A 16970-nucleotide genomic window follows, 5' to 3' on the forward strand; every position below is an offset into this window, starting at 1 on the left:
ATGCCGTAGGTGGGTAACGCCGCGCCGGAGATGGACAGCGTGCGAGCCTGGGTAAAAATCTCCATTTACTCTGCCCCTGCCGTTCGCTGGCCAATGACGGTCGCACCGCAACCGGTCTTGTCGCCGTGATAGCCGACGCGCCGGCCGTGATGTGTGCGCGAACCACTTGCCAGCAGTGGAAACACGCCGCCGCATCGGGGGCACCTCACCGCGTGGCCGTCCAGCGCAACGGCAATCCCCCTATGCCTCAAATCACCGGCCGCTTCGATCACTTCGCCGCCGTGATCCGTGGTGTCGCCCAAGCGAATCATGTCCCGTCCATGCTGGTCTTTCACGCGTCCTCCTGTTTTTCACAAAGAGATGTATGCGATGCCCTTGCGGCATCCTGCGATACGAGCGGAAAAACTCTACTGCGGTTCGGCCAAACCCTTTCTCAAAATTGGATTGCGTCGACTTCAGACAAGGGCAGGTGATCGGGCATTTCCTTGCTGACGCCGCCATTCAGCCCGTGCGCGCCCCACGGAATCCTTCTGCCGGGGCCCCACCCATTGATAACCAAACAACATCAATCCTTCCAAAATTCGCACTTAACGTTTCCCCGTCTCTGGGCGAACATTGCCGAAACGACAATCGACCGCTCCCCGCGCACTGTCCAGATTCCCAGGAGACACCCTGATGCACCCCTCGCCCAGCCTTCCGACCGGACGTTCGAAGGCCGCCGCGGTATTCCGCGTGACGGCCGGCAACTTCCTCGAGCAGTTCGACTTCTTCCTGTTCGGTTTCTACGCGACGCAGATCGCGGCCGTATTCTTTCCCGCCGCGAGCGAGTTCGCGTCGCTGATGATGACGTTCGCGGTCTTCGGCGCGGGCTTCCTGATGCGCCCGCTGGGCGCGGTCGTGCTGGGCGCGTACATCGACGACGTCGGCCGCCGCAAGGGCCTGATCGTCACGCTGGCCATCATGGCCAGCGGCACCATCCTGATCGCGTTCGTGCCGGGCTACGCGACGATCGGCCTGCTCGCGCCCGCGCTCGTGCTGATCGGGCGGCTGCTGCAGGGCTTCTCGGCGGGTGCCGAGCTGGGCGGCGTGTCGGTCTATCTCGCCGAGATGGCCACGCCCGGCCGCAAGGGCTTCTTCACGAGCTGGCAGTCCGCCAGCCAGCAGGTCGCGATCGTCGTCGCGGCCGGCCTCGGTTTCGCGCTCAACCAATGGCTGAGCGCATCGGCGATCGCCGCATGGGGATGGCGCGTGCCGTTCTTCGTCGGCTGCATGATCGTGCCGTTCATCTTCATGCTGCGTCGCAACCTGGAGGAAACGCAGGAGTTCAAGGCGCGCCGGCATCGTCCGGGCATGAAGGAAGTGTTCGGCACGCTGCTGCGAAACTGGGGCGTCGTGGTCGCCGGCATGATGCTGGTCGCGATGACCACCACGAGCTTCTACCTGATCACGGTCTACGCGCCGACCTTCGGCAAGACGGTCCTGCATCTCAGCACCGCCGACAGCCTGCTCGTCACGCTGTGCGTCGGCGTGTCGAACTTCGTGTGGCTGCCGATCGGCGGCGCGCTCTCGGATCGCATCGGCCGCCGGCCGCTGCTCGTCGGCATGACGTTGCTCGCGATCGCGACCGCCTATCCGGCGCTGTCGCTGCTCGCTCACGCGCCGTCGTTCGTCAACATGCTGCTCGTGCTGCTGTGGCTGTCGTTCATGTACGGGATCTATAACGGCGCGATGGTCGTCGCGCTGACGGAAGTGATGCCGGTGGAAGTGCGCGTGGCTGGCTTCTCGCTCGCCTACAGCCTCGCGACGGCCGTGTTCGGCGGCTTCACCCCCGCGATCTCGACGGCGCTCATTCACATGACCGGCGACAAGGCCGCGCCGGGCTACTGGATGAGCCTCGCCGCGGTGTGCGCGCTGCTGGCGACGTTCGTACTCTATCGCCGCCACCCCGCGACGCTGACGCCGGCGCACTGAAGCCTCAGGCCGAACCACCTGCCCGACATCGCCCGACCCGGACCACGACCACCACCACGACCATGAAAATCCCGTTCCTGAAACTGTGCGCGACCGCGCTCGTCGCCACCGCCGCGGTCACCGCGAACGTGCAGGCCGCCGACCTGCACGTGATGAGCTCGGGCGGCTTCACCGCCGCCTACAAGCTGCTCGGCCCGCAGTTCACGTCACACACCGGCAACACGCTCGACACCGCGCTCGGGCCGTCGATGGGCAAGTCGCCCGAAGCGATCCCGAACCGGCTCGCGCGCGGCGAGCCGGCCGACGCGGTGATCATGGTCGGCTACGCGCTCGACGACCTGATCAAGCAAGGCAAAGTGATCCCCGGCTCGCGCGTCGAGCTGGCCGATTCGCGCATCGGCATGGTCGTGCGCGACGGCGCGGCGAAACCCGACATCAGCACGGCCGAGGGCCTCAAGCAGGTGCTGCTGCAGGCGAAGTCGATCGCCTACTCGGACAGCGCGAGCGGCGTCTACATCGAGCGGGAATTGTTCAGGAAGCTCGGCATCGAGGACCAGGTGAAATCGAAGGCGAAGATGGTCCCGCGGATTCCGGTCGCATCCGTGGTCGCGAACGGCGACTACGAGATCGGCTTTCAGCAGGTGAGCGAACTGCTGCCCGTGAAGGGCGCGACGTTCGTCGGCAAGATTCCCGAATCGCTGCAGTCCGTCACGCGCTTCGCGGCCGGCATCCCCGTCGGCGCGCAACATCCGAAGGAAGCGAAGGCGCTCCTCGACTATCTCGCGTCGCCCGACGTGCAGGCGGAAGTGAAATCGACCGGGCTGGATTCCGTCTCCGCGCATTGAGCACGAACCCCGGGAAGGCGTGCGTCAGACAGTCTTCCCGTCGCGCCCGGCATCGTCGATACCGTTCGGGCCCGCCGGCCCGGCCGCGCTCAGCATCCGTGCGAGCCGCGCACGATCGCACGCCCCTTCCCACGCCGACACGAAGATCACCGCGCACGCATTGCTGATCACGCTCGTCAGCGCGCGCGCTTCCGACATGAAGCGATCGATGCCGACCAGAAGCGCGACGCCGGCCACCGGCAGGTCGGGCATCACCGCGAGCGTCGCGACGAGCGCGACGAGCCCGCTGCCGGACACGCCGGCCGCGCCCTTCGACGTCAGCAGCATCAACGCCAGCATCGCCGCGATTTGCGGCGCGGAAAGCGGCACGTCGCACGCCTGCGCGATGAACATTGCCGCGAGCGTCAGGTAGATCGCGGTGCCGTCCAGGTTGAACGAGTAGCCGGCCGGCAGCACGAGCCCGACGACGCCCTTGTCGCAACCCAGCGACTCCAGCTTGACGATGAGCCGCGGCAATACCGGCTCCGTGGAGGACGTCGCGAGGACGATCAGCAATTCCTCGCGAAGATAGCGCAACAGCCGCCACAACGCGAAACCATGCAATCGTGCGAGCGGCGCGAGCACCAGCGCGACGAACAGCCCGCAGGCCACGTAGAACGACGCCATCAGCCGCGCGAGCGAGCCGACCGAGCCGATGCCGAAGCGGCCCACCGTGAACGCCATCGCGCCGAATGCGCCGAGCGGCGCGAGCCGCATGATCATCGCCAGCACGCGAAAGACGACCTGCGCGACACCGTCGATCAGCGCCAGCACGGGCCGCCCGGCCTGCGGATACGCATTCAGCGAAAAGCCGAACAGCAGCGACAACAGCAGCACGGGCAGCACCTCGCCCTGCTGGAACGCGCCGAGCATCGTGTCCGGGATCACGCTCAGCGCGAACTCGACGAGCCCGTGCGGCTGCGCACGCTGCATGTATTGCGCCAGGATGCTCGAATCGAGATGGCGCACGTCGACGTGCATGCCGGCGCCGGGCCGCAGCACGAACGCGGTGACGAGCCCGAATGCGAGCGCGGCGGCGGTCAGCAGATAGAACAGCGCCAGCGCGTGGACGATCGTGCGTCCGATGGCCTTGCCGTTCGCGAGCGACGTGATGCCCGAGACAATCGTGCAGAACACGATCGGCGCGATCATCATCCGCACGAGACCGACGAATGCATCGCTGAGCGGCTTGAGCATCGCGCCCGCCGACGGCCAGACGTGGCCGACGCTCACGCCGAGCACCATCGCCAGCAGCACCTGTACGTAGAGCGAACGAAGCGGTCTTGCCAGCCTCACGATGCGGTCTTCCTCGATGTTCCTGTTGTATCGGTCGTATGCGTCACTGACTTCGATCCATCGCCGCGCGCGGCGCCGCCGCGCTTCGCGTCGACGACCGCCCGGTGAAACTCCTCCGCCGCCGGCGTCAGCGGGCGTCCGCGCCGTTTCACGATGCCGACCCGGCGCTTGACCACCGGCTCGACGAGCGGCACGCTCGTGAGCAGCGGATGGTCCTCGCCGGGCATCGCCATCGACGGCACCGCGGCGACACCGAGCCCCGCCTCGATCAACCCGAGCATGGTCGTCACGTGGCGCGTCTCGCACACGCTCGGCGCACGCGGCGCGACAGCCGTCAGCGCCTGGTCGAGCAACAGGCGGTTGCCGGACGTCTTGTCCACCGACACATACTCGTACTCGTAAAGCTCGTTCCAGGTCACGCGCTTCTTGCGCGCGAGCGGATGATCGCGCCGGCACGCGGCGACGAACCGCTCCTGCAGCAGCAGCTTGAACTCGACCTCGGGCTCCTGGCTGCCCATGAAGCTCACGCCGAAATCGGCCTCGCCGCTGATGACGGCACTCAGCACCTCGTTCGCGCTCGCATCGATCAGCTTGACCCGGATGCGCGGAAAGCGGCGATGATAGCTCGCGATCACGTTCGGCAGAAAGTAGTAAGCGACCGACGGCACGCACGCGATCGTCACATGACCGAGGCGGCTCGATGACACGTCGCGGATGCCGAGCAGCGCGGCGTCGAGATCGTCCAGCAGCTGCTCGGCACTCGGCGCGAACACGCGGCCGACGGTGGTCAGCGTGACGCTGCGCGTGGTGCGCTCGAACAGGCGCACGCCGAGCGCTTCCTCGAGTTTGTCGATCCGGCGACTCAACGCGGGCTGCGAAATGCTGATCGACTCGGCGGCCTTCCGGAAGCTGCCCAGCTCCACCACCGCGCGAAACGCCTGCAAGTCGGTCAAATCGAAGTTGATTCCCACGGGGCTGGTCTCCGCATCTCAGATGCCGGGTATTGTGCATGATTCGGGGGCGGCGCGGCTGGCCCGCCGCTGCTATCCGCTGCTATCCGCGCCGCTTCGCGGCCCGTTCCGGCCGCGGTTCCCGCGCGGCGCGAAGCTCGGACGGATCGACGAAGAAGTTTCGATTGCCGGCCATGCGCTCCACCATGAAATCGATGAACGTCTTCACGCGTCGCGACTGCTCGGTGCGATGCCGGTAGTAGATGTAGACCGCTCCGGATTCCGTCACGTGCTGCGTCAGCAACGGAACGAGCCGGCCGCTCCTGATATGCGGCGCCGCATTGAAGCTGCCCAGCTGTCCGATGCCGAGGCCTGACAGAACCGCCTGCGTTTCCATCTCCGTATCGTTCACGCAGATCGCGGCGGGCACGTCGCGATAGACGATCTCCTCGCCGATACGAAACTGCCATTGCGCGAGCTTTCCCGTGTTGGCGCGCCGATATCCGGTGCAGCGATGTCGAGCCAGTTCATCGATGGTCCGCGGGGCGCCGTTGTGCTCGATATAGTCCGGCGATGCGCACACGATCAGCTGAATCGGCACCAGCCGGCGTGCGATCGCGCCGCCGGACGGCGGCGGCCCGCCGCGAAACCCCACATCGGCACGGTCCGCCACGAGGTCCGTGAACTGATCGTCGAACTGCACGTCGAGCTGCACGTCCGGGTAGCGCCGCTGGAATTCCTCGAAGCAGGGCCACAGGACCGTCAGGCCCAGCGCGCGCGGCGCGCTGATACGCAGCACGCCGCTCACCTCTTCCGTCGAGCGCCGCGCGTCGTCGAGCGCGGACGACAGCATGTCGAGCGCCGGCCTCGCGTGGTCGAGCAGCCGCTGGCCTTCCTCCGTGAGGCTCAGGCTGCGGGTGGTCCGATGAAACAGCCGCACCCCGAGTTCCTTCTCCAGTTGCATCACCGCATGGCTCGCGGCCTGCGGCGAGATGCCCTGGTCGATCGCCGCGCCGCGCAGGCTGCCGAGCGTCGCGGCGCGGACGAACGTCGTGATCGCGCGAATTCCGTTCATTTCCCCGCCTCATGATTCGCAAATAAAAGTTGATTATCAGTCAAATATTGACCGTCTAGTTCGAGTCAATCGGCGCGCCTACCATGGCATCACCTCATCACCCCCACGTAGGAGAAACATCATGGCAGACGTTCAACGACACGGTTTCAAGCGCGTCTGGTTCATCACCGGCGCGTCGCGCGGCATCGGTGCATTGATTGCAGAGGCCGCGCTCGCGGACGGCAACGCGGTCGTCGCGGCGGGACGCAACATCCCGGCGATCGTCGAGCGACTTGGCGACTCGGCGGCATTGCTTGCCGTCGAACTGGACGTGACGAACGAAACGCACGCCAAGGCGGCCGTGCAGGCGGCGATCGAAACATTCGGCCGAATCGACGTGCTGGTCAACAATGCCGGCTTCGGTCTGCTGGGCGCGGTGGAGGAATCCGCCGACGCGGATGTCCGCCGCATGTACGACACGAACGTGTTCGGGCTGCTGAACGTCACGCGCGCCGTCTTGCCGACGATGCGTTCGAACCGCTCGGGCCACGTGATCAATATTTCGTCGATCGGCGGCTATCGGGCGGCCGCCGGGTTCGGCGTGTACTCGTCGACGAAGTTCGCCGTCGAAGGCATCACCGAAGCGCTGCATGCGGAGCTGAAGCCGCTGGGCGTTCACGCGACGGTCGTCGAGCCCGGATATTTCCGTACGGACTTTCTCGATGCGTCGTCGCTGGCGGTGGCACCGCACGTGATCGACGACTACGACGAAACCTCGGGCGCGGTTCGCCGCCACACCGTGCAGCTGAATCACAACCAGCCCGGCGACCCGGCGAAGCTCGCGGCCGCGATGATCTCATTGGTCGACGCGCCGAACCCGCCGTTGCGCCTTCCGCTCGGCACGGACACGTTGGCTGCCATCGCCGCGAAAAACGCGTACGTGGCCCAGGAAACGGAAACGTGGAAAGCGCTGTCGGCGTCGACCGACTTCGCGACCTGAATGACGGGCGGCGAAGTGATCGACGCGGCCCGCGAGCCGCTTTCGTGCACGCCGACGGCTTCGCGCTGCACGGGGCACGGGGCACGGCACCGTTTTACAAGTGTCGTGTAATGCCCACGCGACGCCGCCCGTCATCGCCCGCAGCCCGAACGCCGCCGGAGCCGGATTGCATCGCGTTGCTCCCTGCAGTCAGGTGCGGCCCCGACCCAAACCGCGCGCCCAGGTCGACTGCATGCGGCATGCCGGTTGCTGCATGTCGTCGATATCGTCGATACGGGAGCCATCGATGCGCGCATTGCCGATGGTCCGATCCGGCCAGGCCGTTGATCGGCATGCAAGCCGCCGGCGAGCGCGCGCCGGCGCGGGCAGGTGCGCGGTGCAGGCCTGCGCGGGAGGCACCGCATGACGCGCCGCGCGCCGCCGAAGCCCGCCACTGCCGAGCCCGCTCCCGACGACGACGCGCCGGCCACGCTCGACGCCTGCCGCCGCTGCGGGCTGTGGGAACACGCGACGCAGCCGGTGCCCGGCGCGGGGCCGGTCGGCGCGCGCATCATGCTGGTCGGCGAGCAGCCGGGCGACCAGGAGGATCGCACGGGCATCCCGTTCGTCGGCGCGGCGGGCCACATGCTCGACCGCGCGCTCGACGAGGCCGGCATCGAGCGTGACAGCGTCTACCTGACCAATGCGGTCAAGCACTTCAAGTGGGAGCCGCGCGGCAAGCGGCGGCTGCACAAGACGCCCGCGCAGCGCGAAGTCGCCGCGTGCCGCTACTGGCTCGAACGCGAGCTCGATACGCTTGCGCCCCGCGTGATCGTCGCGCTCGGCGCGACGGCACTGCGCACGGTGCTGCGGGACAACGACGCGACGCTGGAGCGCACGCCCAAGCCGGTGCGCTCCCCCGACGGCTGTCTGGTCGTCGCGACCTATCACCCGTCCTACGTGCTGCGCACGCGCGGCGCCGATTCGCGCGAGCAAGCGTACCGGACGCTCGTCGACGCGCTGCGCACTGCGGCGCGCCTCGCTGGCGGCCACGGCGGTACGCACGGCGCGCGCGGAGACGCCGCATGAGCGACCTGCGCCAGGACGACGGCTCGAGCGATACCGGCTCGGCCAAGCCCGTCCAGCCGGCCGCGAAACCGTGGTATCGCAAGCTCGGCCCCGGCCTGCTCGCGGGCGCGTCCGACGCCGATCCGAGCAACGTCGCGGTCTACGCCCAGGCCGGCAGCCAGTTCGGCTTCAACATGTTGTGGATGATCGTCGTCACGCTGCCGATGATGGTCGTCGTGCAGCTCGCGTCGGCGTTCGTCGGACGCACCAACCGCGAAGGCCTCGTCGCCGGGATCCGCGAGCACTTCTCCGATCGCCTCGCCAAAACCCTGATCGTGATGGTCGCGATCGTCAACGTGGTGAACGTCGGCGCCGATCTCGCCGCGATGGGTGACGCGACCGCGCTCGTCGCCGGCGGCCGCAGCTACTGGTATGCGCCCGTCTACGGCCTCGCGTCGCTCGCGCTGCAGGTGCTGCTCTCCTACGAACGCTACGCGCGCTGGCTCAAATGGATGACACTCGGCCTGCTCGCCTATGTGCTCGAGCTCGGTTTCGTGCAGATCGACTGGCGCGGCCTGCTGCACGCAATCGTGCTGCCGCACGTCAGTTTCACGCACGAATATGCGACGACCGCGGTCGCGGTGCTCGGCACGACGCTGAGCCCGTACCTGTTCGTGTGGCAGGCCGCGCTCGAAGTCGAGGAAACCCAGGCCGAGCGACGCATCACGTTCGATACCTGGACCGGGATGATCGTGACCAACGCCGTGTCGTTCTGCATCATGGCAATCGGCGCGGCCGTGTTCTTCACGCACGGCAAGCACGACATCGGCTCCACCGCACAGGCCGCCGAGGCGCTGCGGCCGATCGCCGGCGAAGCGGCGTTCGTCGTGTTCGCGTTCGGCATCGTCGGTTGCGGGCTGCTGGCGATTCCCGCGTTCGCGGGCAGCGCCGCGTACGGCTGCGCGGAAGCATGGCGGTTTCGCGAAGGCCTGAACGAGCCGGTGCGCCGCGCGCCCGCGTTCTATGCGGTGCTGGCGGCGTGCGTGATCGTCGGCATCGCGATCTGTTTCAGTCCGGTCAATCCGATCAAGGCGCTGTACTGGAGCGCGGTACTCAATGGCATCGCGGCAGTCCCGATGCTCGTGCTGGTGATGCTGCTGTCGCAGCGGCGCGATGCGGCCGGCCAGCCGGGCAGCGGTATCGCGTCGAAGGTGTTCGGGTGGCTCGCGGTCGCGCTGATGGCGGCATCGGTGATCGTGATGGCCGTGGACATGCTGACGTGACCGGAATGGTTTAGTTGCGCATGCAACCGATTGACAACCGCTGACAAGGCAGACGGGAACGGCGGCACGACAAACAGGATCGGGCAACCGGGCGCCACGCGAGCAGCACGACCCGGTTGCCGGCCCGGCACGGTTACATCATCTTGCCGCGCGAGCGTTCAGCGCGCGCCGCATCGGCCGCCGACTCGACCTTCTTCACTTCCTCCGGCGGCGGCAGCACGGCCTTGAAGCCCATCGACTCGATCCACATCTCGCGCGCCCAGCCGCGGGTGTGATACAGGTGATGGTCCTCGTCGGCCTCGACCTCGTCGTGCGCGGCCTTCAGCGCCTTCGCCGCGTCGCCGTCGCGCAACTGGTCGGCCGCATAGCCGATCAGCTCCCAGTTCAGGTGATCCTTGGTCTCGGCGAGCACCACGCACTCGGCCGCGACGACCTGCGCGACCGCCGTGGCGGCCTGCTTCTTCGCCTGCTCGATCACCTGGACGAGCGACTTGCCGGTCGCCGCGACCGCGGCACGCCCCGGCGACTGCGTATCCGGGTCGAGGCCGAGCGTGTCGAATACCTTGCGCAGCACGTCCTGGTGGTGCATCGTCTCGCGGTGGTACTTCTCCCATTCCTTGTGCAGGTCCTCGTCGGTCGCGCACTGGAGCGCGGCCTCGTAGATCTTCGCGCCGCCAAGCTCGGTCTCGTATGCCTGGCAGAGCAGTTCGAGGATGCCTTCGTGCTTCGATTGCCGTTGGGCCATGACTGCCTCTCCGAAAAACGGGCCGCCCGCGCGGCCCGGGGTTGAACCGGGCGCGCGTTACTGCGCGCCCACCTTGCGCTGGAGCGCCTCCGCCATGCTCAGGTGATGCTTGAGCGTCGGCAGCGTGGACTGCGCGAACGCGCGCAGCTGCGCGTCCTTGCCGTCGCGCGCCTCGCCTTCGAACAGCGCGACCGCCTTGTGATGCGCGTCCGGGCCGACCGCCGCGACATACGCAGTGTCGAAGTCGTGGCCGCTCTTGCCGCGCAGCGCCTCGACGTCCGGGTCCGAAATCTGGTCGGCCTGCGGCTTCATGCCCTTTCGGGCGGCGATCTCGTTGAGCTTCGCGGCTGCCTGGCCGTGATCGGCCACCATCCGCTTCGCGAACGCACGCACGTCCGGGGATTGCGCCTGCTTCAGCGCGAGCTGGCTCGCCTGCACCTCGGCCTTGCCGGCGATGGCGGCCTTGTCGACGAATTCCGCGTCGGCGCTCTGCGGGGCTTTCACGATGCCCGGATCGCCCGCGCCGGCGGCGCCGGACGACGGGTTGATCACGCCGCCCGGCACGTGCGGATTCGATGCGGGCGGCTCGGTCGGCATCTGGGCATGCGCGAGTCCCGACACGGCGAGCACGCCCGCGGCGAGCGCCGCGATCGTCCAGTTGGGTTGTTTCATGCGCGTTCTCCTTGTGTTGGGGCAGTCGTCAGCCGCCGACGATCGAGCCGCCGTTCGGATGCATGTCCCGCTCGCTGCCGGGCTGCCACGTCTGCTTCCTGGGCGGCGGGGCGTTGCCGTGGTCATGAGTGCGTCCTTGAACGGGTGCCAGGAACGCGCCGCAAGCGGCATGCCGCGTGCCGCGCACCCGCCCGCGCGCGTCAGCAAGCGCATGCCATGCGCCGCGTTGCTGGCGCTTGCGGAAGTGGCGTGCTCAGCGCGGCCTGCCCTTCGTGGTGCCGTCCGGCCGCCGTACCGGATCGAAGTCGCGCCATTCGCCGTCCTGCCAGTCGCCTTCGACGCGCTCGATCGCTTGCGCGCCGGTCGCGCGCAGCACGTCTTCCGCGGCGGCCGCGGTCGTCGCGGTCACGCGCGCGGCCAGGATCACGCCGGTTTCGGTTTGCGCGAGCGTGCCCTTGCCTTCGGCCTGTTGGCCGCGCATCCGGCCGAGCGCGCCGCCGAATGCGCCGAGATACGCGCCGGCGAGCGCGCCGGCAGCCGGCACGAACCAGTCGCGCAACCCGGCCGCGTACCCGATGAACCCGACGATCGCGCCGATCACCAGCCCGCGCAATGCGCCGACCATCGCGCCGCGGCCGCCCGGCTTCGCGGCCGTATCGGCATACACGTCGCCGCCGATCGGAAAGCGCGCGTGCTGGCCGCCCGGGTTCAGGAAGAAGATCGACACGTCGTCCGGGCCGAACGCGCGCTCGTAGAGGTGGCGCGCCCCACCTTCCGCTTCATCGAACGTCGTGAAGCGGCCTGCGACGATCATCGCCATGCTCGTGCTCCTCGTGACCGCAAGGCGCCGCCCGCGCGGCGCGACACGGCGGCACTCACATCAGCCGCCCGAGTTCCTTCGACACCGATGCCGGCGTCGTGTATTCGCGATCGGGAATCCGCCGGAGCATCTCGAGCACGCCCGGGTCCGCATGCGAGCGTTCCGCGCACTGGACCACGTCCGACTTGCTCGCCGGATAGTCCATTCCCTTCAGCGCCTTCTGCACGTCGACCGGGCTGGGCGCCTTGCCGTGCCCCGTCTGATGGCCGCCCTTGTCGTGGTCCTGCTGCGCGCGCTCGCCTTCGTGCGCGCGCGAGTGGCTGTATTCGTGGCCCGTATGTTGTCGGGATGACATGGAAACCTCCTTCGGATGAAAAACGGATTGAACTGCGATTACGTCGAAGCGCGGCGCGCGCGCGCGAGCGCGGCGACCACCAGCGCCGCCGCGCCCAGCGCGACCGCGCCCGCGACCTTCGGCCGCTGCACCACCGCGTTGTATGCGCACCCGCGCAGCACCGGCCCCTCCATCCCTTCACGCTCGCGCAGCGCGTGGCGCGACTCGTACAGCGCGTTGTCGTCGCGCGGCCGCGCGGGGCGCACCGTGCGCTGGCCGCGCGAGAACAGCGTGGCCGCGACACGATCGAACAGCCGCGGCACGTGATACGCACTGGCCGACGTGAACTTCGCCGCGCCGCCGACGAACAGCGCGCGGCGTGGATGGGCCGCCGCGAACAGGATCGCGTCGGCGACGAGGTCCGGGTCGTAGATCGGCGGCGGCAGCTTCGCCTCGACGTTCATGTAGTTCTTCGCGTGCATCACGAACATCGTGTCGATCGCGGCCGGCTTGATCAGCGTGACGGACACCGGCAGGTGATCCGACTCCAGCTCGAGCCGCAGCGAATCGGTGAAGCCTTTCACCGCATGCTTCGATGCCGCATACGCGCTTTGCAGCGGTACCGGCGCGTCCGACGCCTCGCTGCCCATATTGATGATCGCGCCGCCGTGGAAATCGCTCCTGCGCCGGAAATGGTCCGACGCGACGAGCGAGCCGTGCACGACGCCCCAGTAGTTGGTATCGAACAGCCGCCGCTGATCCTCGAGCGGGACCGAGGCCGCCGTGCCGAAGATCGATACGCCCGCGTTGTTGATCCACGTGTCGAAGCCGCCATAAGTATCGGCCGCCTTCGCGGCCGCGCGCTGCACATCCTCGATGTTGCCGACGTCGCCGGCGACCGGCACCGCGAGGCCGCCACGCTGGCGAATTTCCTCGCACAGCGTGTTCAGCGCGCCCTCGTTGCGCGCGAACAGCACCAGCTTCGCACCGCGCCGTGCCGCCTTGCGTGCGGTGACGAGGCCGATGCCGCTCGTGGCGCCCGTGATCACGATCGTCTGCTCGCCGACCGGTTTGAGCATGCAATTCATCAGAATTTGCTCCGAGAAATCCCGCCATTTCCCCCAAGGGGACTTCCTTCGGGGCGAATGGCGGGAAGGAAAGGAGTGCTGTTGACAGGCAGCTTCTTCCACGGGTTAGGATCACCAACATGATCCTTGTCTACCGCTACCGGGTGAAGTCGCTCAACGGACTGCTTAACAAGCAGAGCCGCGCGGTGAACTACGTCTGGAACTTCTGCAACGATACGCAGAAGCACGCTCTTTCGACGGGCGAGAAGCTGCCTAACGATCGGTTCGGCCGACGCGCGGCCGAGAAGCTCGCGAAGGCGCAACGGGCGCGAAAGCACAAGCGGCATATCGCGAAGCTGCACGCCAAGGTCGCGAATGCCCGTGCCGATTTCCAGCACAAGCTCGCGCTCGATCTGGTCCGTCGCTTCGATTACATCGCGGTCGGCAACGTGTCGGCCGCGAAGCTCGCCAGATCCAGGATTGCGAAAAGTGTCTACGACGCATCCTGGTCGTCCTTTCGGGACAAGCTCCGTTACAAGGCGATCGCGCACGGAGCCACGTTCGAGGAAGTCGACGAAAGCGGTTCCACCCAGTCCTGTTCGTCGTGCGGGTCGAAAGACAGCACGGCGCGGCCGAAAGGTATCGCGGGACTGCGAGTAAGAGAGTGGGTTTGCAGTGACTGTGGTGTCGAGCATGATCGTGATACCAATGCTGCGCTGAACATTCTCCGATGCGGACGTGCATCGCCAGGTGTGGGAATCCTCCGCCTTTAGGCGCGGAGGAGGACGTCAAATCACTGGACTCCTTCCATGGCGCCGCGGCTATTTCGGACGGATGGTCAGCTGGTCGCGCACGTCCTGCACGCCGTCGATCTTCCTGACGACGCCGACCGCCTGCGCGCGCTGCTGTTCGTCCGGCACGCTGCCGGTCAGCATCACGATGCCGTGGCGGGTCTTCACGTGAATGTCGCCGGCCGACAGGCCGCTCGTGCCGACCAGTTCGGCCTTGGCCTTGGTCGTGATGGTTGCGTCGTGGATCTTCGTGCCCGTGCTCGAATGCGTCGACGACGACATGGATGACGATGTCGCGGCGTCGTCACCGGCGGCGAACACGTCGGGCGCGACCACCGTGCAGGCGGTGGCCGCGGCGATCGCGATCGCCATGCCGAGACGCGCGGCGGGATGACGGCGGAATCGCGTTGCGCGAGCTTGCAGCGGGAATACCTTCATCGTGACCTCCTTTCGTGGGGCCGGCATGGCCGGCGGGTATCCCGATGGCGCAAGCGGCGTGCCGCGCGCGGTACGCCGCTCGGGCATGCGGCACGCCGATCAGACGCCCTTTAATCCAACGCGTTGTAATTTTTTCGGCACACCGGCGGGACGCATGACCCGCAAAGTTCCGGGCATGGCGATTGCCGAACAGGGACGCAACGGGACCCACCGGCGCGGCCCCGACCTTGGGAGCAACACCATGCAGAGAATCGCGTTGATCAGTGAACATGCGTCACCGCTGGGGGTGATCGGCGGCGTGGATGCGGGCGGGCAGAACATCTACGTCGCGAACGTCGCGAAGCAGCTCGCCGAGCGCGGCCTCGACGTCGACGTCTACACGCGTTGCGACGATCCGCACCTGCCCGACGTCGTGCGGATCGGTTCGCGCATGCGCGTGATTCACGTGCCGGCCGGCCCGCCCGTCGACGTGCCGAAGGAGCGGCTGCTGCCGTACATGGGCGCGTTCGCGGACCAGATGATCGCGCGCATGCGGTGCGAACCCGATCCGGTCGACGTGATGCACGCGAACTTCTTCATGTCGGGCGAGGCCGCGTTGCGCGTGAAGAAGCGCCTCGGCATCCCGCTCGTCACGACGTTCCATGCACTCGGCCGCGTGCGCCGGCTGCATCAGGGCGCGGCCGACGGCTTCCCCGACGAACGCTTCACGATCGAGGACACGCTCGCACGCCGCTCGGACCGGCTGATCGCCGAATGCCCGCAGGATGCGCTCGACCTGACCACCCACTATCACGCCGACGCCGCGCGCATCGAGATCGTGCCATGCGGGTTCGATGCGTGCGAATTCCGGCCGGTGCCACGTATCGATGCGCGGGCGCGGCTCGGTTGGCCGCAGGATGCGTTCATGGTGCTGCAACTCGGGCGTCTCGTGCCGCGCAAGGGGATCGACACCGTGATCGATGCGCTCGCACGGATGCCGCGCGATCCGCAACGGCCGACGCGGCTTTACATCGTCGGCGGCAGCCACGCGACGCCCGACCCCGCGCGCGACCCGGAACTCGCGCGGCTCGCCGCGCTCGCGCACGACATCGGCATCGCGAACCGCGTGATCTTCGTCGGCCGGCGCGAGCGCGATGCACTGCACCTGTGCTACAGCGCGGCCGACGTGTTCGTGACGACACCGTGGTACGAGCCGTTCGGCATCACGCCGGTCGAGGCGATGGCGTGCGCGGCGCCGGTGATCGGCAGCGACGTCGGCGGCATCCGCACGACGGTGGACGACGGCGTCACCGGCTACCTCGTGCCGCCGCGCGACCCGGCCGCGCTCGCCGAGCGGCTCGTACAACTGCGGGCCCGGCCCGACCTGTGCGCCGCACTCGGCCGCGCCGGCTACCTGCGCGCGCATCGCTTCTATACGTGGCGCGGCGTGGCCGACCGCCTCGTCGACATCTATCGCGACGTCGTGCATCCGCCGCGCGCCGGCACCGCGGCCAGCAGCCGACGCACGCCGGTCGCGACCACCCAGGGCGTACTCGCGCACCGCAAGGAGAATGCATGATGAAGGGCTACGATCGCAAACGCGTACTGGTCACCGGCGGCGCCGGGTTTCTCGGTTCACATCTGTGCGAACGCCTCGTGACGGCCGGGCACGACGTGCTGTGCGTCGACAACTTCTACACGGGGACCAAGGAGAACATTGCGCATCTGCTCAACGCGCCGAACTTCGAGCTGATGCGTCATGACGTGACGTTTCCGCTGTACGTCGAGGTCGACGAGATCTACAACCTAGCGTGCCCGGCGTCGCCCGTGCACTACCAGCGCGATCCGGTGCAGACGACCAAGACCAGCGTGCACGGCGCGATCAACCTGCTCGGCCTCGCGAAGCGCCTGAAGGCGCGCATCCTGCAGGCATCGACGAGCGAGGTGTACGGCGACCCCGACGTGCATCCCCAGGACGAGCATTACTGCGGCCGCGTGAATCCGATCGGCCTGCGCGCGTGCTACGACGAAGGCAAGCGCTGCGCGGAAACGCTGTTCATGGACTATCACCGCCAGTACGGCACCGACGTGCGGATCGCGCGGATCTTCAATACGTACGGGCCGCGCATGCATCCGGCCGACGGTCGTGTCGTGTCGAACTTCATCACGCAGGCGCTGGCCGGCGAGCCGCTGACCGTCTACGGCGACGGCCGGCAGACGCGCTCGTTCTGCTATGTCGACGACATGGTCGATGCGCTGATCCGGCTGATGGATGAATCGGGTGACGCATGCGCGCCGGTGAACCTCGGCAGCGATGACGAGATCGCGATGATCGACATCGCGCGCGAGGTCGTGAGGATCGTCGGCACGACGGTCGCGATCGAGTTCTGCCCGCTGCCGTCGGACGATCCGCGCCAGCGGCGGCCCGATCTCGACGCCGCGCACCGGCGCCTCGGCTGGCGCGCGACGACGCCGCTCGCGAACGGGCTCGCGCATACCGCGCGGTATTTCATCCATCGGCAGGCGGTGCATCACACGCCCGGCGACCTCGTGCGCAGCACGCAGATCGCGTCGCACATGCTCGCGCAGATCAGCACGCAGAACCGGCCGGCGGCGACATGACGTGACGGCACGACCCG

General features: G+C 67.7%; 18 protein-coding genes. 8 read left to right on the forward strand and 10 right to left on the reverse strand.

The window, feature by feature from the left end; genetic code table 11:
- Positions 1–65: 65 nt before the first annotated feature.
- Positions 66–311, reverse strand: a complete 246-nt coding sequence (locus DIE06_RS23355) for a PAAR domain-containing protein (RefSeq protein ID WP_124663486.1) — start codon at positions 309–311, stop codon at positions 66–68.
- A gap of 364 nt (positions 312–675) precedes the next feature.
- On the opposite strand from DIE06_RS23355, the gene DIE06_RS23360 reads away from it, so the two are divergent.
- Positions 676–1971: an MFS transporter gene (locus DIE06_RS23360; protein WP_124663385.1), complete on the forward strand. Its 1296-nt coding sequence runs from the start codon at positions 676–678 to the stop codon at positions 1969–1971.
- A gap of 62 nt (positions 1972–2033) precedes the next feature.
- A complete protein-coding gene (locus DIE06_RS23365; RefSeq protein ID WP_124663386.1) occupies positions 2034–2816 on the forward strand; it encodes a substrate-binding domain-containing protein in 783 nt (260 codons plus the stop codon).
- Positions 2817–2840: 24 nt separating this feature from the next.
- Here the strand turns inward: DIE06_RS23365 and dctA are convergent, their stop codons facing one another.
- The 3 genes from dctA to DIE06_RS23380 all read right to left on the reverse strand — a co-directional run bounded on the left by dctA (position 2841) and on the right by DIE06_RS23380 (position 6176).
- Positions 2841–4151: a C4-dicarboxylate transporter DctA gene (dctA, locus tag DIE06_RS23370; RefSeq protein WP_124663387.1), complete on the reverse strand. Its 1311-nt coding sequence runs from the start codon at positions 4149–4151 to the stop codon at positions 2841–2843.
- Positions 4148–5122 carry a LysR family transcriptional regulator gene (locus DIE06_RS23375; protein ID WP_124663388.1) on the reverse strand — a complete coding sequence of 325 codons (975 nt, stop codon included), beginning with the start codon at positions 5120–5122 and terminating at the stop codon, positions 4148–4150. Before DIE06_RS23375 ends, dctA begins: the two co-directional genes overlap by 4 nt.
- 82 nt (positions 5123–5204) lie before the next feature.
- A complete protein-coding gene (locus DIE06_RS23380; RefSeq protein WP_124663389.1) occupies positions 5205–6176 on the reverse strand; it encodes a LysR family transcriptional regulator in 972 nt (323 codons plus the stop codon).
- Between the two features lie 121 nt (positions 6177–6297).
- On the opposite strand from DIE06_RS23380, the gene DIE06_RS23385 reads away from it, so the two are divergent.
- From DIE06_RS23385 to DIE06_RS23395, 3 genes are all read left to right on the forward strand, one after another.
- The gene (locus DIE06_RS23385) at positions 6298–7155 is read left to right on the forward strand and encodes an oxidoreductase (RefSeq protein WP_124663390.1); all 858 of its coding nucleotides are present in this window, start codon (positions 6298–6300) and stop codon (positions 7153–7155) included.
- A gap of 402 nt (positions 7156–7557) precedes the next feature.
- Positions 7558–8223 (forward strand): UdgX family uracil-DNA binding protein, encoded by a 666-nt coding sequence (locus tag DIE06_RS23390; protein ID WP_124663391.1) that lies wholly within the window; start codon positions 7558–7560, stop codon positions 8221–8223.
- Positions 8220–9485 carry an NRAMP family divalent metal transporter gene (locus DIE06_RS23395; protein ID WP_124663392.1) on the forward strand — a complete coding sequence of 422 codons (1266 nt, stop codon included), beginning with the start codon at positions 8220–8222 and terminating at the stop codon, positions 9483–9485. The genes DIE06_RS23390 and DIE06_RS23395 overlap by 4 nt, the downstream gene beginning before the upstream one ends.
- 133 nt (positions 9486–9618) lie before the next feature.
- Here the strand turns inward: DIE06_RS23395 and DIE06_RS23400 are convergent, their stop codons facing one another.
- The 5 genes from DIE06_RS23400 to DIE06_RS23420 all read right to left on the reverse strand — a co-directional run bounded on the left by DIE06_RS23400 (position 9619) and on the right by DIE06_RS23420 (position 13144).
- Complete coding sequence (locus DIE06_RS23400) at positions 9619–10230, reverse strand: hypothetical protein (RefSeq protein WP_124663393.1); 612 nt, start codon at positions 10228–10230, stop codon at positions 9619–9621.
- A gap of 57 nt (positions 10231–10287) precedes the next feature.
- Positions 10288–10902 (reverse strand): DUF4142 domain-containing protein, encoded by a 615-nt coding sequence (locus DIE06_RS23405; RefSeq protein WP_124663394.1) that lies wholly within the window; start codon positions 10900–10902, stop codon positions 10288–10290.
- A gap of 253 nt (positions 10903–11155) precedes the next feature.
- Entirely contained in the window at positions 11156–11722 is a 567-nt protein-coding gene (locus tag DIE06_RS23410; RefSeq protein ID WP_124663395.1) for a hypothetical protein, read from the reverse strand.
- 55 nt (positions 11723–11777) lie between these two features.
- Entirely contained in the window at positions 11778–12077 is a 300-nt protein-coding gene (locus DIE06_RS23415; RefSeq protein ID WP_124663396.1) for a DUF2795 domain-containing protein, read from the reverse strand.
- 38 nt (positions 12078–12115) lie between these two features.
- Positions 12116–13144, reverse strand: a complete 1029-nt coding sequence (locus tag DIE06_RS23420; RefSeq protein ID WP_124663397.1) for an SDR family oxidoreductase — start codon at positions 13142–13144, stop codon at positions 12116–12118.
- Between the two features lie 119 nt (positions 13145–13263).
- Here DIE06_RS23420 and DIE06_RS23425 point away from each other — a divergent pair, with 119 nt between their 5' ends.
- Positions 13264–13896 (forward strand): RNA-guided endonuclease TnpB family protein, encoded by a 633-nt coding sequence (locus DIE06_RS23425; protein WP_124663398.1) that lies wholly within the window; start codon positions 13264–13266, stop codon positions 13894–13896.
- A 48-nt stretch (positions 13897–13944) separates the two neighbouring features.
- Here DIE06_RS23425 and DIE06_RS23430 read toward each other — a convergent pair whose 3' ends face one another.
- On the reverse strand, positions 13945–14352 hold the full coding sequence (locus DIE06_RS23430) for a BON domain-containing protein (protein WP_124663399.1): 408 nt from the start codon (positions 14350–14352) through the stop codon (positions 13945–13947).
- A gap of 241 nt (positions 14353–14593) precedes the next feature.
- On the opposite strand from DIE06_RS23430, the gene DIE06_RS23435 reads away from it, so the two are divergent.
- Entirely contained in the window at positions 14594–15910 is a 1317-nt protein-coding gene (locus DIE06_RS23435) for a glycosyltransferase family 1 protein (protein WP_124663487.1), read from the forward strand.
- Positions 15910–16953, forward strand: coding sequence for a UDP-glucuronic acid decarboxylase family protein (locus DIE06_RS23440; RefSeq protein WP_124663488.1), 1044 nt, complete (start codon positions 15910–15912; stop codon positions 16951–16953). The genes DIE06_RS23435 and DIE06_RS23440 overlap by 1 nt, the downstream gene beginning before the upstream one ends.
- Positions 16954–16970 lie beyond the last annotated feature (17 nt).

This window comes from Burkholderia sp. Bp8998 (genome assembly GCF_003854235.1).
Lineage (GTDB): Bacteria > Pseudomonadota > Gammaproteobacteria > Burkholderiales > Burkholderiaceae > Burkholderia.